The following is a 25770-nucleotide window of genomic DNA, read 5'->3' on the forward strand; positions in this document are numbered from 1 at the left end:
GATACCGTTTCATGGCGCTGGTACACAGTGGAGCTGTGAACTTCGTCCACCCGCGCACCGGTGTGTTGTTCGAGTCTCCGGTGCCGCCGGGGACCGGGTGGCCCGGCGATCCCGCGACGGCTCAGACGGCTGTGGCGTCCGGTCCGGCGCAGGTCGAGGCGATGGCCAACGCCGCAAGGTCGCTCCAGCAGCTCGACGCCGAGCTATCGGTGTGCCGGGCCTGCCCGCGGTTGGTGGAGTGGCGCGAGCAGTCCGCACTGACCAAGCGACGGTCGTTCGCCGATCAGCCGTATTGGGGCCGGCCGGTTCCGGGTTGGGGCGATGTGAGGCCGCGGATCATCGTTGTCGGTTTGGCGCCTGCCGCTAACGGCGCCAACCGGACGGGCCGGGTTTTCACCGGTGACCGTTCCGGCGATTTCTTGTATGCGGCATTGCACCGAGCGGGCCTGGCGAACTCGCCGATCGCCGTCGATGCCGCGGATGGCTTGCAGCTCAATGACGTTCGCGTGGTGGCCGCGGTGCGGTGTGCGCCGCCGGCGAATGCACCGACCCCGGCCGAACGGTCGACGTGCGCGCCGTGGCTGGACGCCGAGTGGCGGCTGGTCGGTGCTGACACCCGAGTGATCGTGGCGCTGGGCGCATTCGGCTGGCGCGCCGCGCTCGACATGATCCGCACCGCCGGTGGCGAGGTACCCCGTCCGCAACCCAAGTTCGGTCACGCCGCCACCGCGACCGTGCGTGCCGCCCACGGCGACGTGCAGCTGCTGGGCTGCTACCACCCCAGCCAGCAGAACACCTTCACCGGCAAGCTGACCACGGTGATGCTGGACGGCATCTTCGCGACGGCGAAAGAGATAGCGGGTGTCCGATGACTAGTGGGGAACGAACGGCAGACGGGAGGCGTTGACCTCCTCATGCGGCTTTCTGTCCTCGATCTTGTTCCCGTCCGCACCGACCAGACCACAGCGGATGCCCTCCAGGCCACCGTTCGCCTGGCGCAGACCGCCGACCGGCTGGGCTTCACCCGCTACTGGGTGGCCGAACACCACAACATGCCCTCGGTCGCCGCCACCAGCCCGCCGGTCGTGATCGCCTTTCTGGCGGCGCAGACCACCCAGCTGCGGCTGGGCTCCGGCGGCGTGATGCTGCCCAACCATGCGCCGCTGGCGGTGGCCGAGCAGTTCGCGCTGCTGGAAGCGGCGGCCCCGGGCCGCATCGACCTCGGCATCGGCCGGGCCCCCGGCTCCGATCCGGTGACCTCGTACATGCTGCGCGGCGCCGCCGGCCGCGACGATCGCGACATCGACCAGTTCCCGCAGTACCTCGACCACGTGCGCGCGATGATGAGCTCCCAGGGTGTGCCGGTGCAGCTGCGCGACGGCGACTACGTCCTCAAGGCCACCCCCGCCGCGGCCGGTGAGCCGCGGCTGTGGCTGCTCGGATCGTCGATGTACTCCGCACAGTTGGCCGCTGCCAAGGGCTTGCCGTACGTGTTCGCCCACCATTTCTCCGGTCAGGGCACCGGGGAGGCGTTGGAGCTCTACCGGTCGCAGTTTGTGCCCAGCGAGCTGGCCGCCGAACCGGTGACCTTCTTGACCGTCAACGCCGCGGTGGCCGAAACCCGCGACGAGGCAACGGCTTTGATGATGCCGAACCTGCACATGATGGCCCGGCTGCGCACCGGTCAACCGTTGGGGCCGGTGGAACTTGTCGAGGACATCCGCTCCGCCGAACTCACGCCGCAACAGCAGCACATCGTCGACGGCGGACTGCAGCGAGCGGTCGTCGGGTCGCCCGCCGAGGCCGCGGACCAATTGAACGCGCTGGCCGAGAGTTTCGGCGTCGACGAGGTGATGGTGCATCCGGTCGCATCGGCGCACCGCGGGACCGATCCCGCGACCGCCCCCGCGCGCGAGACGACGCTGGAACTCCTCGCCAAAGAGCTCTTCTAGGCGGGAGTCAGCCGCACGACCGGGATCGGTCGCGACGTCTTCTCTTGATATGCCTCGTAGCGGTTGCTGTTGTTCTGGTTGACGATCTGCCACAGCCGCGCGTAGTCCGCGTCTTCGGGCAGCACCGGGCTCGCGGTGACGCGAAAACGCTTTGGCCCGACGTTGATTTCGACCATCGGGTTGGCCTTCAGGTTGTGGTACCAACCGGGCGCCTTGGGATCTCCACCTTTCGACGCGACGATCAGGTAGTCGTCGCCGTCACGGGCATAGGTCAGCGACGCGGTCCGGGCTTGGCCGGTCTTCGCGCCGACGGTGTGCAGCAGCAGGCTGGGGATGCCAAGCAGGCGATGCCCGATCCAACCGTTGGTCTTCTGGTAGACGAGGTCGTGGACCCGGATGATGTGCGGAAGCAGTGTCTGTTCGAGCGGAAGGGCCATGCGACCAGTATCAACCGCTCGCGTCGATCTCCGCCAGCGCTTCCCGCAGAATCCGGCCGGTCGACTCGCGGTCGGGGTCGCGACGGAGTAACAGCCCCTTGGCGACGGACAGTTTGTCGCCGTCGCGCCGCGGCAGCACATGCAGGTGGATGTGGAAGACCGTCTGGAAAGCGGCCTGACCGTCGTTGATCCCGATGTTGGTGGCGTTAGCCAGCTCGGTCGCACGCGCCGCCTTGGCGATCCGTTGTCCGATGGTCGCCATCCCGGCCAGCGTCTCCGGCGGGGTATCGGTCAGGTCCACCGAATGCTGTTTGGGCACCACCAGGGTGTGGCCGCGGGTGAATGGACGGAGGTCGAGGAAGGCCAGATAGTCGTCGTCTTCGTAGATCCGGATGGCCGGGGCCTGGCCGGCGACGATCGCGCAGAACACACAGGACATGGACGTCACGGTAGCGGTACGCTGAGCCGCCCGAGTGAGTAGTCTGCCTCGACGTGGACGTAGCAGAGCTGGCCTTCGCGGGAGCTGCCGAGCAGGCGCGGATGCTGGCCGCGGCCACCATCACCGCGCCGACGCTCCTGGAGATCTACCTGGACCGGATCGCGCGGCTGGACCCGCAGCTGCGGAGCTATCGGGTGGTGCTGGCCGAGACCGCACGACAGGAAGCCCTGGCCGCCCAGCGCCGCCTCGACGCGGGCGAGCGGCTGCCGCTGCTGGGCGTTCCGATCGCGATCAAAGACGACAACGATGTGGCCGGCGAACTCACGGCCTGCGGCAGCAGCGGGGTCTCGACGCCCGCTGGCCGTGACTCGGAGGTGGTCCGCGCGCTGCGTGCGGTGGGCGCGGTGATCATCGGCAAAACCAGTGTGCCGGAACTGATGATCTTCCCGTTCACCGAATCGCTGACGTTCGGGGTGACGCGCAATCCGTGGGACACCGCGCTGTCGCCGGGGGGCAGCAGTGGCGGCAGTGGGGCCGCGGTGGCCGCCGGGCTGGCACCGCTGGCGCTGGGCTCCGACGGTGGCGGCTCGATCCGCATCCCGTCGGGCTGGTGCGGGCTGTTCGGGATCAAGCCGCAACGCGACCGGGTCTCCCTGGCGCCGCACGACGACGCCTGGTGCGGGCTGAGCGTGAACGGTCCGCTCGCACGGACGGTCGAAGACGCCGCACTGTTCCTAGACGCGACGACCACGACGCCCGCTCCCGACGGCGGCTTCGTCGCTGCCGCAGCCAAGAGCCCGGGCCGGCTGCGAATTGCGTTGAGCACCAAGGTTCCGCCGCCACTGATGGCCCGCATCGGCAGGGAGCAGCGAGCCGCCGTCGATGTGGCGGGGGCGCTCCTGCGCGACCTCGGGCACGACGTCGTGGTCCGCGACCCGGACTACCCGCCGGCGGCCATCTACGGCAACTTCCTGCCCCGCTTTTTCCGCGGGATCTACAACGACGTGCGGGTGATGCCACATCAAGACCGACTCGAGAAGCGGACCCGAAACATGGCGCGCATCGGGTCGCTGATCACCGACAGTCGGATGGCGAAAATACGCGCGGCCGAATCCGCTCTGGCCGAACGGATCCAGTCGATCTTCCACGACGTCGACGTCGTGATCACCCCCGGCAACGCCACCGGGCCGTCGCGCATCGGCGCCTACCAACGCCTCGGCGGCATCGCCAGCCTGCTGGCGGTATCCCAGCGGGTGCCCTTCTTCGAGATCTGGAATCTCACCGGCCAGCCGGCCGCGGCCGTGCCGTGGGGGCTCGACGCCAACGGCATTCCGCTGTCAATCCAACTGGTCGGCCGCCCGAACGACGAGGCGACACTGCTTTCGCTGGGCGCCCAGATCGAGGCCGCCCGCCCGTGGGCGCAGCGCCGCCCGCCGGTGTCATGACGGTGCAATAACCCGCCAGGCCTGCAGTTTCTGGCCGGCTGGCATGGCACGCGCCGGGCTGGTCGACGGCAATAGCCGGTAGTCGACGTCCGCATCGACCTCGACCAGTCGGTTGAAGAGCTGTTGAGCGGCGCTGCCGTTGAAACACACCCGCGTGATCGACGGGTACGCGGCGAACAGCTGCTGAAAATCGTTGGCCACCAAACGCTTCGGATCGATTTTGGCGTCTGCGCTACCGGCACGCCGGCACATGTGCAGCACATCCCACAGTGCGACACCGGCTGATCGCAATGCGGCCAAACGGGTTTCGTACGGGGCCGCCGCGTCGAAGCCGAAGAGCGCACCGGTGATCGGCCAGAACGCGTTTCGCGGGTTGCCGTAGTACTGACCGCTCGCCAATGACAAGACGCTGGGAAACGATCCCAGAATCAGCAACCCCGCGGTGTCGTCGACGACGGGCAGGAACCCCTGGAGCAGCGGCGTGGCCATCGGATAACTTGACCACGTGGATGAACCCGAAGTCGACAAGCTGCTCGACGGCTTGGAAGGTAACGCCCGCGCCGAGCGCGCCGAGTTGATCGAGTGGCTCTTGAAGCAGGGCATCACCGTCGAGGAGATTCGCGCATCCCCGGTTCCGATGCTGGTGGGATCCCGCCGCCTGATCGGTGACGACGGCGACTACGTCTCGACGCGGGAAATCAGCGAAGCAACCGGTCTCGACTTGGAATTGCTGCAGCGCGTTCAACGGGCCATCGGATTGGTGCGGGTCGAGGATCCCGACGCCGCTGTGCATCTGCGCGCCGACGTCGCAGCCGCTACGCACGCGAAAGAGTTCCTTGACCTAGGCATCCAACCCGACCAGGTGGTGCAGGTGGTTCGCGTTCTCGCCGAAGGGCTTTCGCACGCGGCGGAGGTGATGCGGTATACCGCGTTGTCGACCATCCTGCAGCCCGGCGCCACCGAACTGCACACCGCGCAGGCGTCGCACGCTCTGGTGTCCCGTATCGCGCCGCTGCTCGGTCCCATGATCAAGGACATGCTGTTCATGCAACTACGGCACATGATGGAGACCGAGGCCGTCAACGCCAGCGAACGGGCCGCGGGCGCGCCGCTACCCGGTGCCCGGCACATCACCGCCGCGTTCGCCGACCTGGTCGGCTTCACTCAGCTGGGTGAAGAGGTACCGCCTGAGGAGCTCAGCCAGCTGGCCAATCGGCTTGCCGACCTGGCCCGGGACGTCGCGACCCCACCGGTGCGGTTCATCAAGACGATCGGCGACGCGGCGATGTTCGTCTGCACCGAACCCGCGCCGCTGCTGGACGCCGTGCTCAAACTCGTCGACATCATCGACGGCGATGACGACTTCCCCCGGCTGCGGGCGGGTATCGCCTCGGGTTCGGCCGTCAGCCGGGCGGGGGACTGGTTCGGCAGCCCGGTGAACACCGCGAGCCGGGTGACTGCGGTGGCGCGGCCGGGGACGGTGCTGGCCGCCGACTCGGTGTACGAGGAGCTCGGTGACCAAGCGGGTTTCAGCTGGTCGTTCGCCGGCGCGCGACGCCTCAAAGGCATCAAGGACGAGGTGAAGCTGTATCGCGCCCGACGCGGCGACAGCTAATCGCTCGGTCCCGTTGTTCGCGGGGAGAGAAACGGTCTTGACGTCGGTTGTAACGCTGTAAGTATGTAAGCATGAATAAACAACACGGACATGGGCGCCGCTACGGCCGCTCCGGCGGCTGGCAGCAGGCCGGCCAACCCGAAGCGGGCGACGCCGCGGACTGGTTCGCCGGACGTCTACCGGACTCCTGGTTCGACGGCGACCCCAGCGTCGTCGTCGACCGCGAAGAGATCACCGTCATCGGAACGCTGCCCGGTGCGGCAGAGGAAGAAAGCGAAGCCCACGCCTCGGGCCGGGCCTCGCGATTTCGCGAGGAGACCCGCGCGGAGCGGATGACCATCGCCGACGAGGCGCAGAACCGCTACGCCCGCAAAGTGTCCTGGGGTGTGCAAGTAGCCGGCGAGCCCGTGCTGTTCACCCACATCGCGGTTCCGGTGATGACCCGGTTGAAGCAGCCGGAGCGTCAGGTGCTCGACACCCTGGTCGACGCGGGGGTGGCGCGGTCGCGTTCCGACGCACTGGCCTGGTCGGTCAAATTGGTCGGCGAGCACACCGACGAGTGGTTGGCCAAGCTGCGGGACGCGATGTCTGCGGTCGACGACGTGCGCGCCGAAGGCCCCGAGCTCTAGGGCACGGGCCACCGTCGGACTCAGACCTGGGTCATCCGGTAGTAGGCACCGCGGCGGGCCAGCAGCTCGGCGTGGTTGCCCTGCTCGACGATCTTGCCCGCTTCCATCACCAGGATCACGTCGGCGTCGCAGATCGTCGAAAGGCGATGGGCGACAATGAAACTCGTCCGGTCGCGGCGCAGCTCATGAGTGGCCTTGGCGATCAGCAACTCGGTGCGGGTGTCCACCGAGCTGGTCGCCTCGTCCAGGACGAGTAACTGCGGACGGGCCAGGAACGCCCGCGCAATCGTGATCAGCTGCCGCTCGCCAGCGCTGATGTTGCTCCCGCCGTCGTTGACCTGGGTGTCGTAGCCGCTGGGCAGCGAATGCACGAACCGGTCGACGTAGGCGGCCCTGGCCGCGTCGATCACCTCGTCGTGGCTCGCATCGGGCCGTCCGTAGGCGATGTTCTGCGCGATCGTCCCACTGAACAGCCAGGCGTCCTGGAGCACCATCCCGATCCGCGATCGCAGCGAATGCCGGCTGACCGTGGCGATGTCGACGCCGTCGATCAAGATCCGGCCGGAGGCGACGTCGTAGAACCGCATCAACAGGTTCACCAGCGTCGTCTTGCCCACCCCGGTCGGTCCGACGATCGCGATCGTGTTGCCTGGCTCGGCGGCGAACGACAGGTCATCGATCACCGGTACGCCAGGCTGATAGCCGAAGCTGACGTGGTCGAATTCCACTCGTCCCGATGGGGTTTCGCCGCTGAGCGTGGGCAGCGACGCCGAGCGGTCCGGCGATTCCTCCTGCTCATCGAGCAATTCGAAGACCCGCTCGGCGCTGGCCACTCCCGACTGCAGGGTGTTGTACATCGAGGCCACCTGATTCAGCGGCGCGTAGAACTGGCGCACGTACTGGATGAAAGCCTGCATATTGCCCACGGTGATCTGCCCGGTGGCGACTTGCACGCCGCCGACGACCGCGACCGCGACGTAGCTGAGGTTGCCGATGAACGTGGTCGCTGGCCCCACCATCCCCGAAATCAGCTGGGCGCCGAAGCTGGCCTCGTACATGTCGTCGTTGCGCCGGCGAAACTCGTCCTCGATTCGGGCGCGCTGCCCGAAGGTCCGAACCAGGGTGAAACCGCTGTAGCTCTCCTCGATGTGGGCGTTGAGCCGCCCGGTATTAGTCCATTGCGCGACGAACAGCCGCTGGGAGCGTCGGGCGATGGCGCGGGTGACCACGATCGACAGCGGCACTGTCAACAGGGCCAGACCGGTCAGCAGCGGCGAGATACTCAGCATCATCAACAGCACCGTCGCCACCGTCAACACCGCGCTCAACAGTTGGGTGATCGTCATCGACAATGACGTCTGCAGGTTGTCGATGTCGTTGGTGACCCGGCTCAGCACTTCGCCTCGCTGACGAGTGTCGAAGTAGGCCAACGGAAGCCGGTGCAGCTTGTCTTCGACCTGCGTGCGCAGCGCCTGCAGTGAGCGTCGCACGGTCACGTTGAGCAACCGGGCTTGCGCGTAAATCATCAGCGCCGCAACCAGATACATGCCCAACGCCAGCGCCAGTGTCCGGAAAACCGCGTCGAAGTCGACCCCGTGGCCGGGAATCACGTGCATCCCGGAGAGTAGGTCGGCGAAGGCGTTGTCGCCGTGTGCCCGCGCCGCGGCGACAGCTTGGTCCTTGGTAATGCCTGCGGGTAGCCGGCGGCCGATCACCCCGTTGAACAGCAGATCCGTGGCATGGCCGAGAATCCGCGGAACCACGACACCGATGACGGTGCCTAGGACGCTCAGCGCCGTTACCGCGACCGCGGTGAGCCGTTGCGGGGCAAGCAACTTCACCAGGCGGACGGTCGAGCCGGCGAAGTCCCTGGGTTTCATGGCCGGGGGAGCGGCGCGCCGCCGCGTCGGCGCGGTCACCGCGGGCCACCCACTTCGGCGTCCAACGATTGCGATTCGGCGAACTCCCGGTAGGTCGGCGAGTCTGCCAAAAGCGATTCGTGCGTCCCGGTACCCAGCACCTGCCCGTCCTCGATGACGATCACCTGGTCCGCGTCGATAATTGTCGAGATGCGCTGCGCCACAAGGACTACCGTCGCATTTGGGGTGATCTCGGCCAGCCTGGCCCGCACCAGCGCGTCGGTGTGCACGTCCAGTGCGGAGAACGCGTCGTCGAACACGTAGATCGCCGGACGCCGGATCACCGCCCGCGCGATCGCCAATCGTTGCCGCTGCCCACCGGAAAAGTTGATCCCGCCCTGTGCCACGCGCATCTGCAGGCCGTCGGCGTGCGCCCTCACAAAGTCATCGGCCGCCGCGACGCGCAGCGCCTCCCACATCTCGACTTCATTGGCGTCCGATTTGCCGTAGCGCAGGTTCTCCGCGACCGTTCCGGAGAACAGGTAGCCACGCTGGGGCACCAACCCGATCGTCGACCACAGCTCTTCGACGTCACGGTCGCGCACGTCGACACCGCCGACCTGAACGGTTCCCTCTGACGCGTCGTACAGCCGGCAGATCAGTGCCACCAGCGTCGACTTTCCCGCACCGGTGCTGCCGATCAGCGCGGTGCTGGTCCCGGGCCGCGCGGTCAGCGAGATATCCTGCAGCACAGGTCGATCCGCGCCGGGGTAGCGGAACGACGCGTGGTCGAGCCGAACCACTCCCTGCGCATCGGGCGAGGGCTCCAGCGGATTGTCAGGATCTCGGACCGCGGGCGTCGTCGACAGCACCTCGGTGATCCGGTCGGCGCACACCGCGGCCCGTGGCAACACCATTACGGTCATCGTCGCCATCACGACGGCCATCAGGATCTGGGAAAAGTACGCCAGAAACGCGATCAGTGAACCGACCTGCATCTGGCCGCTGTCGATGCGCAGGCCGCCGAACCAGATCAGCGCCACGCTGGAGCCGTTGATGGTCAGCGTGGTGACCGGCAGCAGCAACGCCTGCCAGTTGCCGGCGCTCTGCGCGGTGCTGGACAACGCGACGTTGGCATCGTCGAAACGCCGCCGCTCGAAGGGCTCACGCGCGAACGCGCGCACCACCCGCACACCGGACAGCTGCTCGCGCATGACCCGGTTGATGTTGTCGATCAGCCGCTGCATGCTGCGAAACAGCGGGAGCGTGCGGGAAATGATCCAGTAATTGGCCACCAGCAGTATCGGGACGCTGACCACCAGCAGCCAGGACAGCCCGGTGTCCTGATGGATGGCCATGAAGATTCCGCCGACGCACATGATCGGCGCGGCGACCAGCACCGTGCATGCCATCTGCACCAGGAACTGGATTTGGCGGACGTCGTTGGTGGTGCGGGTCAGCAGTGTCGGCGCACCGAATCGCGCCGTCTCGTGCTCGGAGAAGGTGGTGACGCGGTGGAACATCGCCGAGCGGAGGTCGCGGCCGAAGCCCATCCCGGCGCGGGAGCCGAAATACACCGCACCCACCGCGCACAACACCTGCAGCGCGGTGACGGCGAACATCAGCACACCGAGCCGGATGATGGTGTCGGAGTCACCCTTGGCGATGCCGTCGTCGATGATGGTGGCGTTCACCGTCGGTAGATACAGCGAGGCCAGCGTGCTGACCAATTGCAGCGCCATCACCGCCGCGACCGGCCATCGGTACGGCCGCACAAACTGGCGCAGCAGTGCCACGAGCATCTGGTAACTGTGGCATACAAGAAAGCACTGCTCACCGCGTGTGCAATGGTTGGCATCAGGTGGTGCCGCTACAGTGCAACCTGTGATCACCAGAAGGTGGGGGTAGTCGTGCGGCGGAACGTGGCGGCGCTTGCGTGCGCGGCGGCAGCCTTGGTTCCGATGGCGACAGCGTGCTCTGATTCCGGCTCCAACCAGTCCCATTCACCTGGGTCGACGTCACCGTCGTCGGGGCAGGGGAGTCATGGCCCGTCGTTCCCGCAGTGCGGCGGCGTCACCGACGAGACGGTGGACAAGCTGACGCAGATCAACGGATTGATCAATACGGCCAAGAACTCAGTGGGTTGTCAGTGGCTGGCCGGCGGAGGCATCCTTGGTCCGCACTTCTCGTTCTCCTGGTATCGCGGCAGCCCGATCGGCCGCGAACGCAAGACCGAGGAGTTGTCGCGTTCCAGCGTCGAAGACATCAATATCAGCGGACACGGCGGCTTCATCGCGGTCGGTAACGACCCGCAGTTGGGCGACTCGCTGTGCGAGGTCGGAATTCAGTTCAACGACGACTTCTTCGAATGGTCGGTGAACTTCAACCAGAAGCCGTACCCCGACGCCTGCAACATCGCCAAAGAGTTGGCGCGTCAAACGATTGCGAACGGCAAATGAGTGTCAGCGTGCGTCGTCGGTTTCTGGTGAGTGTGGCCGTGCTGGCCACCGCGCTGTCCATGTCGACCGGTTGCACCAAGTCGGTCGGCGGCTCGGCGCAGAAAGCGGGGGCCGGCGATTCGCCGCGCAACAACAATTCCGAGCAGCAATACCCGAACCTGCAAAAGGAATGCGAAGTCCTGACCACCGACGTGCTGGCCAAGACGGTGGGCGCCGATCCTCAAGACATCCAGAGCACGTTCGTCGGTGCGATCTGCCGCTGGCAAGCGGCCAATCCCGGCGGCTTGATCGACATCACCCGATTCTGGTTCGAGCAGGGCAGCCTGGACAACGAGCGCAAGGTCGCTGAATTTCTGAAGTACCAGATCGAGAACAAAACAATCGCCGGCGTGGCGTCGATCGTGATGAAGCCCAACGATCCGAACGGAGCGTGCGGTGTCGCCAGCGACGCCGCCGGTGTGGTCGGCTGGTGGGTCAACCCCCAGGTGCCTGGTATCGACGCCTGCGCGCAGGCCCTCAAGCTCATGGAGCTCACGCTCTCGACCAATTCCTGATTATCAGCACTGAAACTGTCAGTGCGCTGGTAGAGCATGCCAGCACGGGATTTCATATGCGCAAATGCGGATATGTCCACCAAACCGTTTAGCAGAGTTAAGTCTTATTGAGACCTGAAACGGTTACGGGCCAATAGTGCAGCCCTATACGATCGACGAATGTCTGAAACACCCATAAACGAGCCATCGTCCGCAGAGGACGTCACCGAATCCGTTGCCGCACCAACCGCCGCGCCGGTGACCACCACTGCCACCTCTCACGCCGCGCGCCCGTCGAAGCTGCCCTTCTGGCTGGCCGTTGCAGCGTTGGTGCTGGCGATCCTCGGCGTCGCGGGCGCTGCTTACGGATACTTTTACCCGAACGAGAGCGCGGCAGCGGCGGGCAAATACAGCGACCAGCAGCGCAACGACGCCAAAAAGCACATCTGCGAGACCTTCAAGATCGCCGACCGCGCCGTGGTCAGGAACTCGCACCTGAAGAACCCGGACAACGGCGGCCCGATCGGCGCGCTCTCGGTGGCGACCGCGCAGCGCTTCGCGTTCTACGACGGTGGCGCGTTCCTGCGTGACCGGGTGGCCGCTGAGCCGGCTACCCCGAAAGACCTGGCGGACAACGTGAACGGGTTGGGAACTCAGCTCGAAGAGCTCAGCATCGGATATCTCGCCGGTGCGCAGGACTTCGCGCAGGATGAGCTGCGTCAAAACCTCGACGACAAGATCAAGAAGATCGTCGACATCTGCAAGTAGTTCGTCGTCGTCGCCGCTAACGCGGCACGTGAAATTCAGCCAGCTGGGCGGACCCGAGTTCGAGGTCCGTCCAGCTGCCGTTAAACCGCATAACCGCCATGGCGGAGGTCGGGAACTTCATCGAGATGCGTTCGGCGGCATCGGCACTGATCGTCAACGGGTTCGCCAATCCCAGGGCCAGTTGCGTCATCGTCGGCTCGTGGCCGACCAGCAGCAACACCGAGACTTCGTCACCCACAGCGTTGATCTGCTCGATCACCATGCCTGGTGAGGCGTCGTAGAGCCGGTCGTCGTAGCCGACCGGTGCGTCAATGCCGGTGCGCTCCAGGGTTTCACGGGTGCGGGTCGCCGTGGAGCAGAGCACGGCGTCGAACTTCGGCTGGTGGGCGCGCAGCCAGTCACCCGCCAATCCGGCTTCGCGTCTACCGCGAGATGCCAGCGGTCGGTCATGGTCGGCTACCCCGTCGGGGTAGGCCGACTTCGCGTGGCGTAGCAACACCAGCGTGCGGTCGTGATCACTCACGCGATAGAGGGTACTTTCCGGCCGGCCCCGCCGAAGGCTCATGTGGCTGATGTGACACCTGCATATCGGTGAGGTTCGACGACACTGGTGCCGCTCGGACCTGCCGGTTGAGGTCCCGGGACTTGTCGGCGGGCGGTCCTAAACTCGCGGTGCCCGGTCGCCTGCGGCCGGCATCTCGCAGAAGGGACTCCGATCGCAATGCGATTCGTGCACACCGCCGACTGGCAACTCGGCATGACCCGTCACTTCCTCGCGGGCGAAGCACAACCGCGCTACTCGGCTGCCCGGCGTGACGCGGTGGCCGGACTCGGTCCGCTGGCGGCCGACGCCGGTGCGGAGTTCGTCGTGGTGTCCGGTGACGTCTTCGAGGACAACCAGTTGGCGCCGACGGTGATCAGCCAGTCTTTGGAAGCCATGCGCGCCATCGGGATTCCCGTTTATCTGTTGCCCGGCAACCACGATCCGCTCGACGCGTCGTCGGTGTACACCAGTGCGCTGTTCACCGCCGAGTGCCCCGCCAACGTCCGGGTGCTCGACCACGCCGGAATCCACGAGGTCCGGCCGGGTTTGCAGATCGTCGCGGCACCGTGGCGTTCCAAACGGCCGACGACCGACCTGGTCGCCAACGTGCTCGAGGATCTGCCGGCCAACGGCGTCACCCGGGTTCTGGTCGCGCACGGCGGTGTCGACGTACTCGACCCCGATCCCACCAAGCCGTCGTTGATCCGACTGGCCGGCGTGCAGGACGCGTTGGCCCGCGGCGCAATCCACTACGTTGCGTTGGGCGACAGGCATTCGCTGACCGACGTGGGCAGTACCGGGCGGGTCTGGTATTCGGGTTCACCGGAGGTCACCAACTACGACGACGTCGAAGCCGACCCCGGCCACGTGCTGATCGTCGACATCGACGAGGGGGATCCGCAGCATCCGGTGACCGTCGAGGCCGCACGCGTGGGCCGCTGGCGGTTCAGCACGTTGAACCGGCACGTGGACGACAGCCGCGACATCGCCGACCTGGACATGAACCTCGACCTGATGCCTGACAAAGACCGAACCGTGTTGCGGCTGGCCCTGATTGGCTCGTTGACCGTCACCGACCGTGCCGGGTTGGACGCCTGCCTGGACAAGTATTCGCGGTTGTTCGCGTCGCTGCGAGTGTGGGACAGCCACAGCGACCTGGCCGTGATCCCGGCCGACGGGGAGTTCAGCGATCTGGGGATCGGTGGGTTCGCCGCCGCGGCGGTCGAGGAGTTGGTGCAGGTCGCGCGCGCCGGGGACGACCAGACCGCGGGCGACGCACAGGCGGCCCTGGCGTTGTTGTTGCGGTTGACCGACCAGGGCCAGCAGGGACGGGGTGCGGCATGAAATTGCATCGCCTGGTTCTGAAGAACTATCGCGGCATCGCCTACCGCGAGATCGATTTTCCCGATCACGGGGTGGTCGTGGTGTCGGGTGCCAACGAGATCGGCAAGTCGTCGATGGTCGAGGCACTCGATCTGCTGCTGGAGTCCAAGGATCGGTCGACGAAGAAAGAGGTCAAGCAGGTCAAGCCGACCCACGCCGACGTCGGATCTGAGATCACCGCCGAGATCAGCGCGGGTGCTTACCGTTTCATCTATCGCAAGCGCTTTCACAAAAAGCCCGAGACGCAGTTGACGGTTCTTGAGCCGCGCCGCGAACAGCACAGCGGCGACGAGGCGCACGACCGCGTGCAAGCCATGCTGACCGAAACCGTGGACACCGAATTGTGGCATGCCCAAAGGGTTTTGCAGTCCGCGTCGACCGATGCGGTGAACCTGTCCGGGTGCAACGCCCTGACTCGCGCCCTCGACGTCGCCGCCGGTGACGCGGCCGCCCTGTCAGGAACCGAGCCACTGTTGATCGAGCGCATCGACAGCGAATACGGCCGCTACTTCACCCCGACCGGACGCCCCACCGGCGAATGGACCACGGTGATCAAGGCGCTGGAAGACGCCCACCAGGAGGTCGAGCGCTGCACCGCGGCGGTCGCCGAGGTCCACGACCGGGTGCACAGCCATGCGGCGTTGACCGTCGAGTTGGCCGAGCTGACCGAGCAGCGGCAGGCCGCCGGCAGCAGGCGGACCATCGCTCAAGCCGCCGCCGACGGCATCGCCCGGCTCACCGAACAGGTACGCGAGGCCGAGCTGATCGCGGCCGCCGCGACCGCGACCAGTGCCGCGTCCACCGCCGCCCACACCGAGCGGGCTCGGCTGCTCACCGAAAACGACTCGCGCACAGCCGCCGTCACCGCCCTGGAAGATGAAGCCCGCGAGGCCACCGAGGCACAGGCGATCGCGCGCGATGTCACCGTCGAAGCCGACGCGGGCGTCGAGCGGGCCGACGAGGCTCTCGCCACTGCCCAGCAGCGCGCCGAGGCGGCTCGGCGCCTCGTCGAGGACCTGGCCCACCGCGACGAGACGCAGCGCCTGGCCGCCAAGCTCACGAAAATCGACGCCGCGCTGAGCGAGCGCGACCAAGTGACGCAAGAGCTGTCGACCATCGCCCTGACCGACGACCTGCTACGGCAGATCGAACACGCCGCTTCCGCGGTCGAGCGGACCGAGAGCCAGCTCGCCTTGGTCTCGGCGACAGTCGAATTCGTCGCCGCCGCCGACATCGAATTGGTCATCGGCGATCAGTGGATGTCGTTGTCGGCCGGTCAGAGTTGGTCGACCGTCGCGAACACCGCGACCGAGGTCGAGATCCCCGGCCTCGTGACGGCCCGCGTCACGCCTAATGCGTCCGCGCTCGACATTCAGGCGCAATACTCCGCGGCGCAGGAGAAGCTGGCCGCCGTGCTGACGGCGGCGCAGGTCGCGGATCTGGCGGCTGCGCGGCAGGCCGATGATCAACGCCGCGAATTGCTGGGCACCCGCGACCGGCTCAGCGCCACCATCGCGGGATTGTCCGATGGCGACGACGTCGGGCAGCTGCGCTCCCGGCTGACGGAATTGCAGTCGCAGCCGGCGTTTTCCGGGGATGTCGACGTCGTGGCGGCGCGCGCCGAACTGCTCGAGGCGGTCGCGGCCCGCGCCCAGGCGGGCGTGGACTGCGAAACCCACCGCAAAGTCGCCGCGTTGGCGATGAAGAAGCTCACCGAGATGTCCACGCAGGCAACGCGTGTGCACGACAAGCTGGCGACCCAGCGCGCCGAGCTGGTCACCATCGCTGATCGGCTGGCCGAACAGCGGGCGACCCTGCCTGACGAGAGATTGGCCGCCGCCGTCGACGCCGACACGGCAGCGGCTGACTCCGCCGCAGCCCGGGTCGCCGAGCTGTCGGAACAGTTAGCCGCAAAGGCACCCGCGGCTGTCGCCGCGGAGCTGGCCGATGCCGTCGAGTCGGCTGCGGCGTTGGGTCAGCGGCACGAGGACGTCATGCGCACCTTGCACGAGATTGCCGCTCAGCTCACGGTATTCAGTGCCGAAGGCCGCAAAGGCAAGCTCGACGTCGCCGAGATCGACCGCGAGCATGCGCGCAGCGAACACGACCGGGTTGGTCGCCGCGCGCGCGCGGTGCAGCTGCTGCGTGAGGTGATGACGCGCCACCGCGACACGACTCGACTCCGCTACGTCGAGCCGTTCCGCGCCGAACTGGAGCGGCTGGGAAAGCCGGTCTTCGGCCCGAGCTTCGAAGTCGAGGTCGACACCAACCTGTGCATCCTCAACCGCACGCTGGACGGTCGGACCGTCCCGTACGAGTCGCTGTCCGGCGGGGCCAAAGAGCAACTCGGCATCCTGGCTCGGCTGGCCGGCGCGGCCCTGGTCGCCAAAGAAGATGCCGTGCCGATCCTGATCGACGACGCGCTCGGCTTCACCGATCCCGAGCGGCTGGTCAAGATGGCCTCGGTGTTCGACACGTTGGCTGAGCGCGGACAGGTCATCGTATTGACCTGCACGCCAGCGCGATACGACGGTGTCAACGATGCTCGACGGATCGAGTTGTGCGCCTAGGAGTTAGCTGGAGTTGAACGAGCAACGGCAACCTCAATTCGCTTAAGGGTGTGTAGCGCGGAGGAGTCAGTCGGACTGGCCTGCTGACGCCACGGCTCGCTTGGCCGCCTCCACCAGACAAGAAGCGGCGCGGTTCATCTTCTTGCACTCCGCGGTGGAGAGCGCCTGGTGGGTGTAGGCCGCCTTATTCTTCAAACCGAGCAGGGTGCTCAGGTATTTTTCGTATCCCTTAGCCGCCGTTTCCAGCAGAGTGACGGCCTCGCTGTGGGTGCTGCTTGACGAATGGACCCCAAGCCGGACGCAGCAGATGACGTCGGAGGCGGCGATACCGGCGTCCACGAACAGATCACCCGCCGCGTTGGGCATGCCGTCTTCCAGATGCTCAGCGGCGTCGAAGAATTCAACTGCCTTGGAAAGGCGCCCCGCGGTCACGACGGAATTGCACTTACGCGTCCCCGCCATCAGGTCCTCCTCGGTGCTGCGGCCTTGTCCATCGGGCGCAGCTGCTTAGTTAGCCATGCCCGTCTCCCAGCGACTGTCAAGCCTTGCCTGGCCACGTCGCTCAGCAGCGGCTCACCGGCGGCGGCCGCGGCGCGAAGCTCATCTTCGGTGTACTCGACGACGCGGCCGTCGTTGCCGGTCCAGGCGGTGACCGACCGTGCGAGTTGGGTCACCTGCTGCTCCCACGCCTCCAGATTCCCTTGGCGGCTGTCGTGTTCGGGTTCGGAGGCGCGCACCAGGAACAGATCGATGTCACTGCCTGTAGTCATCCGCCCCGTTGCCGCTGACCCGAACACCGCGGCGTACTTGAGCGTGTCGCCCCACCCCTCCAGTTGCGTTTCGAGACGGTCCAGGAACGTTGAAGTCAGGCGCGACAGCGCTAGGATCGGTTCTGCCGCAAGATGTTCGGTGTTGAGTCGATAGGTGTTGGTCCTGCCGACCTGGTCATGGAGCACCACACCCTGGGCATTAAGGCGGGTGAGGACTTTGCGGATGCCTTCCCCTGACGCGCTGACCAAGATGCGCCTGATCTGGGTGATGGTGAATGTCGCCTCGCTGGTCGCCAGAACGCCGAGCACGTCGCCGTCCAACGTCGGCGTCACCGTGGTGAAAGGCCGGTTCAGCTGCATCGCATGCATGCTCCTTGTTGACAACTAAAGTTAGAGTATCACAACTATAGTTGGAATCTTCGGTGCGTGACACGTGAGGGCATTTAATCCACGCTGAGACTGCGAAGGCCGAAATTGCCGCCGGCAGGAGCGTCTGCTCGATCTTGGCGTCGATCTCGGCGCTGCCGATCTTGCCGAGTTGCTCTCGCCGTTGGAAGCGTAGATCTGAGTGAGCGCCGAGAGTGGGAAAGCGTCGCCCTGTCTGCCGACTGGTCTGCGCGTCGTAGAACAGGTCGCGGACGACCAGTTGCCGCCCGTCCCGTTCCCGGAACCGCCCGTTGAGTTTCCAGCACAACGCATCGAGGTCGCGTTCGGCCTTTTCCGGGTCGTGTTGAAATCGGCCCGCAGCTACGCCGCTCCCGTCTCGATGATCGCGCCCAGATCCGTGGCAATCTGGTCCACCAGCAGGCGGCCTGGTCCCTCGTAGAGATTCTGTAAACCAGGCGGCACTCGCCTCCAGGTGCCCGGCTTGGTCTTGTACCGCTCGCCGAACAGCACGATGACTTCCTGGGGCGGTGCCTTGGCGAGCTCGGCTTGTCGGGAATGCCAGATCAGGCCTTGCAGCGGTGGAGTGTGCGATTGCGCGAGTGCAGCGATGGCCAGCTTCCGCGTGCAGGGATGGTGCTCCGCAGGGGCCGTCACCACTTGACTGCGGGTCAGACCGAGGTCGTCCAGCGCTGAATCACGAAGATCTCCGAGCGTCGCGTCAACGGGAACGGCCATGTGCGCCAAGAGTCTTTGCACTAACTGTTGCAGATAAATCACGTTGCTTCCGGTGTCGTGCACATCGTGGAAGATGCTTTCGAGCAACACAGTGGTGGGCGTCTCGCCCAAGTACACGTTCGGTAACCGTTTGCCGGTGGCGGGGTCGTCTATCGGTGCGAACTGTGTGTCACCAAAGCCCGGGTTGTGCTGGTCGTAGCCGTACGCACCGTCGTAAACACGGTATAAGGTTCTCCCGCTGTTCAAGGTGACTGTCTTCAACAGTGGAAGTGCCGTGGCCACGACACAGCTGCCTGGGTCTGGACAGACGATGTCTTGCTGCGGGTAGCTGTCCGTCATGCGGTTGCTGGGCGGACCGGTGCGAGAGCGAAGCGTTGAGCAGCGCGCAACGCCCGTTCCGGATTTTTGCGAGCCACCTCCTCCGGAACACCGCCGGAGAGGAAGCTGGTGGGCTTGGTCAGCCACGTCCACAGGGACCAGCCCCCGATTCCACCCTCATGCAACACCGACAACATGGGCTGCAATTCAGGCCTCGGTTCTCCGCTTTCATCCAACTGAAACGCCGGGATCACCGTCTTGCCCTTGACGTTCACGGTGAACAACGCGTGCTCATCCCTTCGCCGTGTGAGCCAGGTTCTCGTGCTCGACTGGCGCGCATTCCGGTGCAGCTCGCTCAGCGTCTCGTGGGTGAGAACGGGAGTCGCGAGCAGCGCATCGCGATGGGCCGCCAATCGCTGCGCCTGGGTGAGTGTCGCCGGCGGAATGAGGCTTACTTCCCTGCTCGTGAGGACTTGCAGCAGCTCGTCTCGAACAGACTCGGTGCGCTCAGCCTGCAGCGTGCCGACAAGTTCGACCAGTTGCGCGAGCGTCGCAGTTAGGTCATGGCTACTCACGACATCGTGAGCCTGCAGGTCCCGGATCAGGTTGAGCTGCTCGAACGTCTCGTCGAGTTCAGACCCGGTTAGTCCGCGGATCTCCAGGTGATCGCGATGCCGCTCCACTTCATACCCTGATTGGCTCATGTAGCAAGCGTAGCGCGTTAGTGCGCTCGTTGCACATGCTACGCCGCTCGATAGCTGGAGCTCTCAGCGCATGAATCCAATCGCGGTGTAATCCAGGTCGGCCAGCCCGGCCGCGCCGAAGTTGGCCAGCGAGCTGTTGACCGCGACGTTGCCGGGGGACTGCACCAGCGGCAGGCTGAATCCCTCGGCCCAGATCGCCTTATCGACCTCGTTGGCCAGCACGCGTGCCTTGCCCGGATCCAGCTCCTGCAGCGTCTGCTCGATCTTGGCGTCGATCTCGGCGCTGCCGATCTTGCCGAAATTGCTCTCGCCGTTGGATGCGTAGATCTGAGTGAGCGCCGAGAGTGGGAAAGCGTCGCCCTGCCAACCGAATTGCGCGATATCGAACGCGCCGACGTTGATGTAGTTGGTGAAGAAGCCGCTGCCGGCCTTGGCCAACAGTTCGAGCTTCACCCCGATCTGCGCGAGGCTGTGCTGCGCGATCAGGCCGAACTGCCGACTGGTCTGCGCGTCGTAGAACAGGTCGCGGACAACGAGCTGCCGCCCGTCGCGTTCCCGGAACCGCCCGTTGAGTTTCCAGCCGAGCGCGTCGAGGTCACGCTTGGCCGTGTCCGGGTTGTAGGCGACGACGCCGCTGTTGTCTTCGTAGCCCTGCTGGCCTTCGACAAAGATGTGGTTGTTCAGCGCGGTCGGATGGCTGTTGAGTCCGTGCTGGCTGACGGCGGCGATGCTCTGCCGGTCGATCCCCTCGGCGATGGCGCGGCGCAACGCCGGGTCGGCCAGAATCGACCCCTTCGCGCCGTTGAAGGTGAAGTGATACCAGCTCGGGGTCGGCGCTCGGCGGATGGAAATGCCCTTGGTGCGCCTGGCGATCGTCATCTGATCCAGCCCGGCGAGCCCGGTCGCGTCGATCGCCCTATTCTGCAGTGCGGGCAAACGAGCCGCGTCATCGAGCACCAGAAAGGTGATCCGGTCCAGGCGTGGCCGTTCACCCCACCATTTAGGGTTGCGGGTCAACACAATTCGCTGTTTGGTTCGATCCAGTGCCGAGACGACGAACGGGCCCGCCGACGGGCCGGGACCGGAGAGTTGCGCGGTATTGAACGCCTCCGGTGTGGCGGTCATGCTTTTCGGCAGCAGCATGGTGTTGCCGGCGAACATGCCGCGCCATTCCGCGTAGGGCTTGGCGAACGTGATCACGGCCTGGCGGTCGTCCACGCCGCGGGTCACCGACTTGACCCGCTCGCTGCCATTGGTGCCGGCGATCGCGAAGTTCTTGTCGGCCCCACTGGTGGCATGGATTTGGCTGGCGATGTCCTCCCAGCGGAGCGGGGTGCCGTCGGACCAGGTTGCCCTCGGGTTGAAGGTGTAGGTGACCACCTGCGGGTTGGTCCCGGTTAGTTCGACGCTGCTGAAGTAGTCGGAGTCGACGGTGGTGGAGCCGTCCGGTCCGATCACGAACGCCCGCGGCATGGTGGCCTTCAGCATGCCGGCGACATCGGCGGAGTTGCCGTCGATGTGCAGCGTGTTGAAGTTCGATGGGAATTCGGTGAGCGCCAGTCGAAGGTCGCCGCCGTCGCGCAGAGTCGCCGGGTTCTGCGGGTTGACATCGCTGGTTGCGCCGACGACGGGAGCGGGCCCGCTCGTCAGGTAGTCGGCCGACGACGAGCAGCCGGCCAGCAGGCTGACCGCGACCGCGATCGCCAGCAGACGCTTACCCACGAGCCGAATCCGGTTGCGGCACAGCCGCCAACAGGCGGCGGGTGTACTCGTGTTGCGGCCTGCTGAAGATCTCGTCGCTGTCACCCTGCTCCACGATGGCGCCGCGCAGCATCACCACGACCTGGTGGGCGAGGTGCTTCACCACTGAAAGATTGTGCGAGACAAACAGATACGACAGTCCGAGGTCTTGCTGCAGATCGAGCAGCAGGTTGAGGATGCCGGCTTGAATCGACACGTCGAGCGCCGACACCGGCTCGTCGAGCGCGAGGATCTTGGGCCGCAGCGCCAGCGCCCGCGCAATTCCGATGCGCTGCTTCTGCCCGCCGGAGAACTCGGCGGGATAGCGGCTGGCATCGGTGCGTCGCAGCCCGACGGTGTCGAGCAGCTCGGCGACCCGCGCGCTGGTATCGGCCTTGCTGAATCCGTTGGCGTGCAACGGCTCGGCCAGCAGGTCGAAAACCGGCAGTCGAGGATCCAGCGCCGCCGCGGGGTCTTGGAAGACGACCTGGATGTCGCGCCGCAGTGCCCGGCGGCCCGTCGACTTCAACGTGGCAACATTAATCCCGAGCACTTCGATCGAACCCGACTGCGGCGCAACCAATTCGAGGATCTCGTGCAGGCTCGTCGACTTGCCCGACCCCGACTCGCCCACGATGGCCAGCGTGCGGCCCTGCTGCAGCTCGAAGCTGATGCCGTCGACCGCGCGGACCTCGCCGATGCGGCGGCGAAACAGCACGCCCTTCGTCAACGGGTAGGTCTTGACCAGGCCGCGGACGCGTACGACGACGGGTGGCTCGTCCGCTTCCACCGCATCGGCGGACGTGCTGACCCCGTACACATCCGAGGCACTGCGCCCGACGACGTGCTCGGTGCGGATGCAGGCGGCACTGTGGTCCGGGGCCACCGGCACCAGCTTCGGCTCGGCGGTGCGGCATTCGTCGACGACCAGCGGGCAGCGTGGCCCGAACGGGCACCCCGGCTCCAGCGCGCTCAGCGACGGGGGAGCGCCCGGGATCGGCACCAACCGGGTGCCCTGCGGGGCGTCCAACCGTGGAACCGACCCCAATAGTCCGACGGTGTAGGGCATCCGGCGATCGCGGTAGACATCGTTGACGGCCGCCGACTCGACGATCCGGCCGGCGTACATCACCAGCGCGCGGTCGGCGAATTCGCCCACCACACCGAGATCGTGGGTGATCAGCAGCACCCCGGCGCCGGTGACGTCGCGTGCGGTCTTGAGCACCTCGAGGATTTGCGCCTGCACCGTGACGTCGAGAGCGGTGGTCGGCTCGTCGCAGATCAGCAGGTCGGGATCGTTGGCGATCGCGATCGCGATCACCACGCGCTGCCGCTCGCCGCCGGACAGCTCATGCGGGAACGCCCGCGCCCGCCGCTCGGGCTGCGCAATGCCGACCAGCTCGAGCAACTCGACCGCGCGCTGACGGGCCGCACGCTTGCCGGTGCGAGGGTGATGCACCTCGATGGCCTCGGCGATCTGATCGCCGACGGTGTAGACCGGCGTCAGTGCCGACATCGGGTCTTGAAAGACCATGCCGATCGTGTTGCCGCGACACCGCGACATGGCGTCGTCCGGCAACCCGATCAGCTCGTTGCCCTGCAGCCGCACCGAACCGTGAATGTCGGCGTACTCCGGAAGCAGCGACACCACCGCCATCGCCGCCGTCGACTTGCCCGAGCCGGACTCGCCGACGATCGCCACCACCTCACCGGCGTCGACGTGGAAGTCGATGCCGCGCACGGCTTTCAACGGCGGCCCTTCGGTGGGGAAGCTGACCGCCAAATTGGTGACGTCGAGGAGCCGGCTCATCAGCGCCCACCGCGGGACGCGGGATCGAGCGCGTCACGCAGACCGTCGCCGGTGACGTTGGCGCACAACAGGATCAGCACGAGGACACCGGCGGGGAACAAGAACACCCACGGGAACGTCGTCGCCGACTGGGTGCCGTCGGCGATCAGCGTTCCCAGCGACACGTCCGGAGGCTGGATGCCGAAGCCGAGGAAGCTCAGCCCGGTCTCGGCCAGGATCGCGGCAGCCACATTCAGCGCCGTGTCGATGATCAGAATCGACGCAACGTTCGGCACCACGTGGTGGGTGATGATTCGCCGGTTCGGCACGCCCATATAGCGCGCGGCACGGATGAATTCGCGTTCGCGCAGGCTCATCGTCATGCCGCGCACCATGCGCGAGCTGACCATCCAACCGAAGCCGGCCAGCAGCAGGACCAGTGCGATGATGTTGCCGGAGCCCTTGGTGCGCGGCGTCAGGATCATGATCAGCAGGAATCCGGGCACCACCAGCATGAGGTCGACCAGCCACATCAGCGCGCGGTCGCGCCAACCGCCGAAGAATCCGGAGACCGAGCCCACGGTCGCGGCGATAGCCGTGGAGACGAACGCGACGCAGACGCCGATCAGCATCGACTTCTGCATGCCGCGCAAGGTCTGGGCCAGCAAATCCTGGCCAAGTGCGTTGGTGCCCAACCAGTGTCGGGCGTTGGGCGGCTGCAGCAGCGCGTCGAAGTCCAGGTCGCTGTAGGAGTACGGCAGCATCGACGGCAGCGTGTAGCAGCCGACGAACAGCATCATGAGCACGAGCAGCGCCGCCACCGCCGAGCGGCGACGCAAGAAGCGGCGCAGCACCAATGTCCGTCGTGAGGCGAATTCCGGCGTCGCCAACGCAACAACGCTATTTTGGCGCCGCTTCTCCTGCTCTGTTCCGATCGCACCGCCCTGTTGATCGGCGCCGGCCCGGGTCATGACACCCGCACCCGGGGATCGAGCGCGGCGTATATGACGTCGGAGAGCAGGCCGGCCAGCAACACAACCGCGCCGGCGAACACCGTGATCGCCGCGACGATGTTGGCGTCCTGCGTCGCGACCCCCTGCACCATCCACTCGCCCATACCGTGCCAACCGAAGATTTTCTCGACGAACACCGCGCCGGTCACCAATCCGGCTACGCCGTAGGCGAATAACGTCGCCAGCGGAATCAGGGCGGTACGCAGTCCGTGCTTGATCAGGGCGCGGCGGCGGGTCAATCCTTTGGCCCGTGCGGTGCGGATGAAATCCTGGCCGAGCACGTCGAGCATCGCATTGCGCTGATAGCGGCTGAACCCGGCCGCGGTGCCCAGCGTCAACGTCAGCGTCGGTAAGGCCAAGTGTTGCAACCGATCCACGAACCGTGACCCCGCGCCGTCGATCAGTGCGGGCGAGGTTTCCCCGGTGTACTGGAACAGCTGCCATCCCAGCGCCCAGTTCACCCGCAGCGCCCCGAGGATCAGCAGGTTGGCGATCACGAATGTCGGGGCGGACAACATCAGCAGCGACAGCATCGTGATCACGCGGTCGCTGACGCGGTACTGGCGGATCGCCCCCCAGGCGCCGAGGGCCACCCCGATGATCGTCCCGGCCACCGAACCGATCAGCAGCAGGCGAAGGCTGACGCCGATGCGCCGCCACAATTCACCTGACACCGGCTGACCGGTGATCGTGGTGCCGAAGTCGCCGCGCACCGCATGCGTTGCCCAGTTCGCGTACCGCAGCGGAATAGGTTTGTCCAGCCCAAGCTGGGTGGCCTTGGCGTCGATCACGGCTTGCGGCGGGCGCGGACTGCGCTGCATCAGGCTTTCCAGCGGCGAGAACGCCACCGCGGTCAGGCAGAACGTCAGAAACGACGCCAACGCCAGGAGCACCACGTAGTTCAGCACGCGACGTGCGAGGAAGCGGGTCATGGCTACTGGCCCCGCCCCTGTCGCATTCGCCCAGACTAAGAGACGCCCCGCCGCCCGTCGTCATCAACATTGTGATCCGGCTGATTTGGACCGGTCATGTGGCGGCCGTCGAGTCGTAGGCTGAGTGGTTGTGACAGTCACCGACGGCTACCTGGCCAACAACGCCGACTACGCGAAGTCCTTCAACGGCCCGTTACCGCTGCCCCCGAGCAAGCACGTCGCGGTATTGGCCTGCATGGATGCCCGGCTCGATGTTTACCGCGTGCTCGGCATCAACGAAGGTGAGTCACACGTCATCCGCAATGCCGGCGGCGTGGTCACCGACGACGCGATCCGCTCCCTGGCGATCAGCCAGCGACTGCTGGGAACCACCGAGATCATCCTGATCCACCACACCGACTGCGGCATGCTGACCTTCCGCGACGACGAGTTCAAGCGCTCGATCCAGGACGAGACCGGGGTCAAGCCGCCATGGTCGGCGGAAGCATTCCCCGACATTGCCGAGGACGTCCGGCAGTCGTTGCAGCGCATCCAGAACAGCCCGTTCGTCACCAAGCACACGTCGGCGCGCGGCTTCATCTTCGACGTCGCCACCGGCAAGCTGGACGAGGTCACGCTCTAACTTCCCGAGGCGCGCCGAGTGTGCGGGTTGTGTGCGCGAGCGCGGCCTTGGATACGCGCGCTAGCTACACGGTCGGCGACTCGCGATTCGGCATCAATCCGTCCCAATTCGTTGACAGCCGCGGCCT

25 protein-coding genes and 1 pseudogene are annotated in these 25770 nt (G+C 66.1%); 11 read left to right on the plus strand and 15 right to left on the minus strand.

Annotation, left to right across the window (positions count from 1 at the left end):
- Positions 1–11 precede the first annotated feature (11 nt).
- Both ACQY5A_RS15600 and ACQY5A_RS15605 read left to right on the plus strand, forming a co-directional pair.
- Positions 12–872, plus strand: a complete 861-nt coding sequence (locus ACQY5A_RS15600) for a uracil-DNA glycosylase (protein WP_428341226.1) — start codon at positions 12–14, stop codon at positions 870–872.
- 42 nt (positions 873–914) lie between these two features.
- The gene (locus tag ACQY5A_RS15605) at positions 915–1952 is read left to right on the plus strand and encodes an LLM class flavin-dependent oxidoreductase (protein ID WP_428341227.1); all 1038 of its coding nucleotides are present in this window, start codon (positions 915–917) and stop codon (positions 1950–1952) included.
- On the opposite strand, the gene ACQY5A_RS15610 is transcribed toward ACQY5A_RS15605, so the two are convergent.
- Positions 1949–2389: a nitroreductase family deazaflavin-dependent oxidoreductase gene (locus ACQY5A_RS15610; RefSeq protein WP_428341228.1), complete on the minus strand. Its 441-nt coding sequence runs from the start codon at positions 2387–2389 to the stop codon at positions 1949–1951. The genes ACQY5A_RS15605 and ACQY5A_RS15610 overlap by 4 nt on opposite strands.
- Positions 2390–2399: 10 nt before the next feature.
- Entirely contained in the window at positions 2400–2828 is a 429-nt protein-coding gene (locus ACQY5A_RS15615; protein WP_428341229.1) for an HIT family protein, read from the minus strand.
- Between the two features lie 53 nt (positions 2829–2881).
- On the opposite strand from ACQY5A_RS15615, the gene ACQY5A_RS15620 reads away from it, so the two are divergent.
- On the plus strand, positions 2882–4273 hold the full coding sequence (locus tag ACQY5A_RS15620) for an amidase (RefSeq protein ID WP_428341230.1): 1392 nt from the start codon (positions 2882–2884) through the stop codon (positions 4271–4273).
- Here ACQY5A_RS15620 and ACQY5A_RS15625 read toward each other — a convergent pair.
- Complete coding sequence (locus ACQY5A_RS15625) at positions 4268–4762, minus strand: DNA-deoxyinosine glycosylase (protein WP_428341231.1); 495 nt, start codon at positions 4760–4762, stop codon at positions 4268–4270. The two genes, ACQY5A_RS15620 and ACQY5A_RS15625, sit on opposite strands and share 6 nt — an antisense overlap.
- A 16-nt stretch (positions 4763–4778) precedes the next feature.
- On the opposite strand from ACQY5A_RS15625, the gene ACQY5A_RS15630 reads away from it, so the two are divergent.
- Together ACQY5A_RS15630 and ACQY5A_RS15635 are read left to right on the plus strand one after the other, a co-directional pair.
- A complete protein-coding gene (locus ACQY5A_RS15630; RefSeq protein WP_428341232.1) occupies positions 4779–5888 on the plus strand; it encodes an adenylate/guanylate cyclase domain-containing protein in 1110 nt (369 codons plus the stop codon).
- A gap of 71 nt (positions 5889–5959) precedes the next feature.
- A complete protein-coding gene (locus ACQY5A_RS15635; protein WP_428341233.1) occupies positions 5960–6517 on the plus strand; it encodes a hypothetical protein in 558 nt (185 codons plus the stop codon).
- 20 nt (positions 6518–6537) lie between these two features.
- Here ACQY5A_RS15635 and ACQY5A_RS15640 read toward each other — a convergent pair whose 3' ends face one another.
- Together ACQY5A_RS15640 and ACQY5A_RS15645 are read right to left on the minus strand one after the other, a co-directional pair.
- Positions 6538–8397 (minus strand): ABC transporter ATP-binding protein, encoded by a 1860-nt coding sequence (locus tag ACQY5A_RS15640; RefSeq protein ID WP_428341529.1) that lies wholly within the window; start codon positions 8395–8397, stop codon positions 6538–6540.
- Between the two features lie 35 nt (positions 8398–8432).
- On the minus strand, positions 8433–10178 hold the full coding sequence (locus tag ACQY5A_RS15645) for an ABC transporter ATP-binding protein (protein ID WP_428341234.1): 1746 nt from the start codon (positions 10176–10178) through the stop codon (positions 8433–8435).
- 108 nt (positions 10179–10286) lie between these two features.
- On the opposite strand from ACQY5A_RS15645, the gene ACQY5A_RS15650 reads away from it, so the two are divergent.
- From ACQY5A_RS15650 to ACQY5A_RS15660, 3 genes are all read left to right on the plus strand, one after another.
- Positions 10287–10835 (plus strand): DUF3558 domain-containing protein, encoded by a 549-nt coding sequence (locus ACQY5A_RS15650; protein ID WP_428341235.1) that lies wholly within the window; start codon positions 10287–10289, stop codon positions 10833–10835.
- On the plus strand, positions 10832–11389 hold the full coding sequence (locus ACQY5A_RS15655) for a DUF3558 domain-containing protein (RefSeq protein ID WP_428341236.1): 558 nt from the start codon (positions 10832–10834) through the stop codon (positions 11387–11389). Before ACQY5A_RS15650 ends, ACQY5A_RS15655 begins: the two co-directional genes overlap by 4 nt.
- 159 nt (positions 11390–11548) lie before the next feature.
- Complete coding sequence (locus ACQY5A_RS15660) at positions 11549–12136, plus strand: hypothetical protein (RefSeq protein ID WP_428341237.1); 588 nt, start codon at positions 11549–11551, stop codon at positions 12134–12136.
- Between the two features lie 16 nt (positions 12137–12152).
- Here ACQY5A_RS15660 and ACQY5A_RS15665 read toward each other — a convergent pair whose 3' ends face one another.
- Positions 12153–12659, minus strand: a complete 507-nt coding sequence (locus tag ACQY5A_RS15665) for a SixA phosphatase family protein (protein WP_428341238.1) — start codon at positions 12657–12659, stop codon at positions 12153–12155.
- A gap of 198 nt (positions 12660–12857) precedes the next feature.
- Here ACQY5A_RS15665 and ACQY5A_RS15670 point away from each other — a divergent pair, with 198 nt between their 5' ends.
- Positions 12858–14024, plus strand: a complete 1167-nt coding sequence (locus tag ACQY5A_RS15670) for a metallophosphoesterase family protein (protein ID WP_428341239.1) — start codon at positions 12858–12860, stop codon at positions 14022–14024.
- Entirely contained in the window at positions 14021–16633 is a 2613-nt protein-coding gene (locus ACQY5A_RS15675; protein ID WP_428341240.1) for an AAA family ATPase, read from the plus strand. Before ACQY5A_RS15670 ends, ACQY5A_RS15675 begins: the two co-directional genes overlap by 4 nt.
- Positions 16634–16699: 66 nt before the next feature.
- Here the strand turns inward: ACQY5A_RS15675 and ACQY5A_RS15680 are convergent, their stop codons facing one another.
- The 9 genes and pseudogenes from ACQY5A_RS15680 to ACQY5A_RS15720 all read right to left on the minus strand — a co-directional run bounded on the left by ACQY5A_RS15680 (position 16700) and on the right by ACQY5A_RS15720 (position 25021).
- Positions 16700–17095 carry a hypothetical protein gene (locus ACQY5A_RS15680; RefSeq protein WP_428341241.1) on the minus strand — a complete coding sequence of 132 codons (396 nt, stop codon included), beginning with the start codon at positions 17093–17095 and terminating at the stop codon, positions 16700–16702.
- Complete coding sequence (locus ACQY5A_RS15685) at positions 17095–17763, minus strand: nucleotidyltransferase domain-containing protein (protein ID WP_428341242.1); 669 nt, start codon at positions 17761–17763, stop codon at positions 17095–17097. The genes ACQY5A_RS15680 and ACQY5A_RS15685 overlap by 1 nt, the downstream gene beginning before the upstream one ends.
- Positions 17764–17890: 127 nt before the next feature.
- A pseudogene (locus ACQY5A_RS15690) lies at positions 17891–18133 on the minus strand (ABC transporter family substrate-binding protein); the annotation flags it as partial.
- Positions 18134–18150: 17 nt separating this feature from the next.
- Positions 18151–18864 (minus strand): RES family NAD+ phosphorylase, encoded by a 714-nt coding sequence (locus ACQY5A_RS15695; protein WP_428341243.1) that lies wholly within the window; start codon positions 18862–18864, stop codon positions 18151–18153.
- Complete coding sequence (locus tag ACQY5A_RS15700) at positions 18861–19547, minus strand: hypothetical protein (protein ID WP_428341244.1); 687 nt, start codon at positions 19545–19547, stop codon at positions 18861–18863. The genes ACQY5A_RS15695 and ACQY5A_RS15700 overlap by 4 nt, the downstream gene beginning before the upstream one ends.
- Before the next feature lie 63 nt (positions 19548–19610).
- On the minus strand, positions 19611–21278 hold the full coding sequence (locus ACQY5A_RS15705; RefSeq protein ID WP_428341530.1) for an ABC transporter family substrate-binding protein: 1668 nt from the start codon (positions 21276–21278) through the stop codon (positions 19611–19613).
- A complete protein-coding gene (locus tag ACQY5A_RS15710) occupies positions 21262–23097 on the minus strand; it encodes a dipeptide ABC transporter ATP-binding protein (RefSeq protein ID WP_428341245.1) in 1836 nt (611 codons plus the stop codon). Before ACQY5A_RS15710 ends, ACQY5A_RS15705 begins: the two co-directional genes overlap by 17 nt.
- Entirely contained in the window at positions 23097–24047 is a 951-nt protein-coding gene (locus tag ACQY5A_RS15715) for an ABC transporter permease (RefSeq protein WP_428341246.1), read from the minus strand. Before ACQY5A_RS15715 ends, ACQY5A_RS15710 begins: the two co-directional genes overlap by 1 nt.
- Entirely contained in the window at positions 24044–25021 is a 978-nt protein-coding gene (locus tag ACQY5A_RS15720; protein WP_428341247.1) for an ABC transporter permease, read from the minus strand. The genes ACQY5A_RS15715 and ACQY5A_RS15720 overlap by 4 nt, the downstream gene beginning before the upstream one ends.
- 130 nt (positions 25022–25151) lie before the next feature.
- Here ACQY5A_RS15720 and ACQY5A_RS15725 point away from each other — a divergent pair, with 130 nt between their 5' ends.
- Positions 25152–25643 carry a beta-class carbonic anhydrase gene (locus tag ACQY5A_RS15725; protein WP_428341248.1) on the plus strand — a complete coding sequence of 164 codons (492 nt, stop codon included), beginning with the start codon at positions 25152–25154 and terminating at the stop codon, positions 25641–25643.
- Positions 25644–25770: the final 127 nt, after the last annotated feature.

The sequence above is a fragment of the Mycobacterium sp. genome (genome assembly GCF_965277065.1).
Lineage (GTDB): Bacteria > Actinomycetota > Actinomycetes > Mycobacteriales > Mycobacteriaceae > Mycobacterium.

Bases quoted from the DNA above. Each gene is read 5' to 3' on its own strand.
- ACQY5A_RS15600 (WP_428341226.1), top strand. From the start codon at position 12: ATGGCGCTGGTACACAGTGGAGCTGTGAACTTCGTCCACCCGCGCACC.
- ACQY5A_RS15605 (WP_428341227.1), top strand. From the start codon at position 915: ATGCGGCTTTCTGTCCTCGATCTTGTTCCCGTCCGCACCGACCAGACC.
- ACQY5A_RS15610 (WP_428341228.1), bottom strand. From the start codon at position 2,389: ATGGCCCTTCCGCTCGAACAGACACTGCTTCCGCACATCATCCGGGTC.
- ACQY5A_RS15615 (WP_428341229.1), bottom strand. From the start codon at position 2,828: ATGTCCTGTGTGTTCTGCGCGATCGTCGCCGGCCAGGCCCCGGCCATC.
- ACQY5A_RS15625 (WP_428341231.1), bottom strand. From the start codon at position 4,762: ATGGCCACGCCGCTGCTCCAGGGGTTCCTGCCCGTCGTCGACGACACC.
- ACQY5A_RS15635 (WP_428341233.1), top strand. From the start codon at position 5,960: ATGAATAAACAACACGGACATGGGCGCCGCTACGGCCGCTCCGGCGGC.
- ACQY5A_RS15640 (WP_428341529.1), bottom strand. From the start codon at position 8,397: ATGAAACCCAGGGACTTCGCCGGCTCGACCGTCCGCCTGGTGAAGTTG.
- ACQY5A_RS15645 (WP_428341234.1), bottom strand. From the start codon at position 10,178: ATGCTCGTGGCACTGCTGCGCCAGTTTGTGCGGCCGTACCGATGGCCG.
- ACQY5A_RS15655 (WP_428341236.1), top strand. From the start codon at position 10,832: ATGAGTGTCAGCGTGCGTCGTCGGTTTCTGGTGAGTGTGGCCGTGCTG.
- ACQY5A_RS15660 (WP_428341237.1), top strand. From the start codon at position 11,549: ATGTCTGAAACACCCATAAACGAGCCATCGTCCGCAGAGGACGTCACC.
- ACQY5A_RS15670 (WP_428341239.1), top strand. From the start codon at position 12,858: ATGCGATTCGTGCACACCGCCGACTGGCAACTCGGCATGACCCGTCAC.
- ACQY5A_RS15675 (WP_428341240.1), top strand. From the start codon at position 14,021: ATGAAATTGCATCGCCTGGTTCTGAAGAACTATCGCGGCATCGCCTAC.
- ACQY5A_RS15680 (WP_428341241.1), bottom strand. From the start codon at position 17,095: ATGGCGGGGACGCGTAAGTGCAATTCCGTCGTGACCGCGGGGCGCCTT.
- ACQY5A_RS15685 (WP_428341242.1), bottom strand. From the start codon at position 17,763: ATGCAGCTGAACCGGCCTTTCACCACGGTGACGCCGACGTTGGACGGC.
- ACQY5A_RS15695 (WP_428341243.1), bottom strand. From the start codon at position 18,864: ATGACGGACAGCTACCCGCAGCAAGACATCGTCTGTCCAGACCCAGGC.
- ACQY5A_RS15700 (WP_428341244.1), bottom strand. From the start codon at position 19,547: ATGAGCCAATCAGGGTATGAAGTGGAGCGGCATCGCGATCACCTGGAG.
- ACQY5A_RS15710 (WP_428341245.1), bottom strand. From the start codon at position 23,097: ATGAGCCGGCTCCTCGACGTCACCAATTTGGCGGTCAGCTTCCCCACC.
- ACQY5A_RS15715 (WP_428341246.1), bottom strand. From the start codon at position 24,047: ATGACCCGGGCCGGCGCCGATCAACAGGGCGGTGCGATCGGAACAGAG.
- ACQY5A_RS15720 (WP_428341247.1), bottom strand. From the start codon at position 25,021: ATGACCCGCTTCCTCGCACGTCGCGTGCTGAACTACGTGGTGCTCCTG.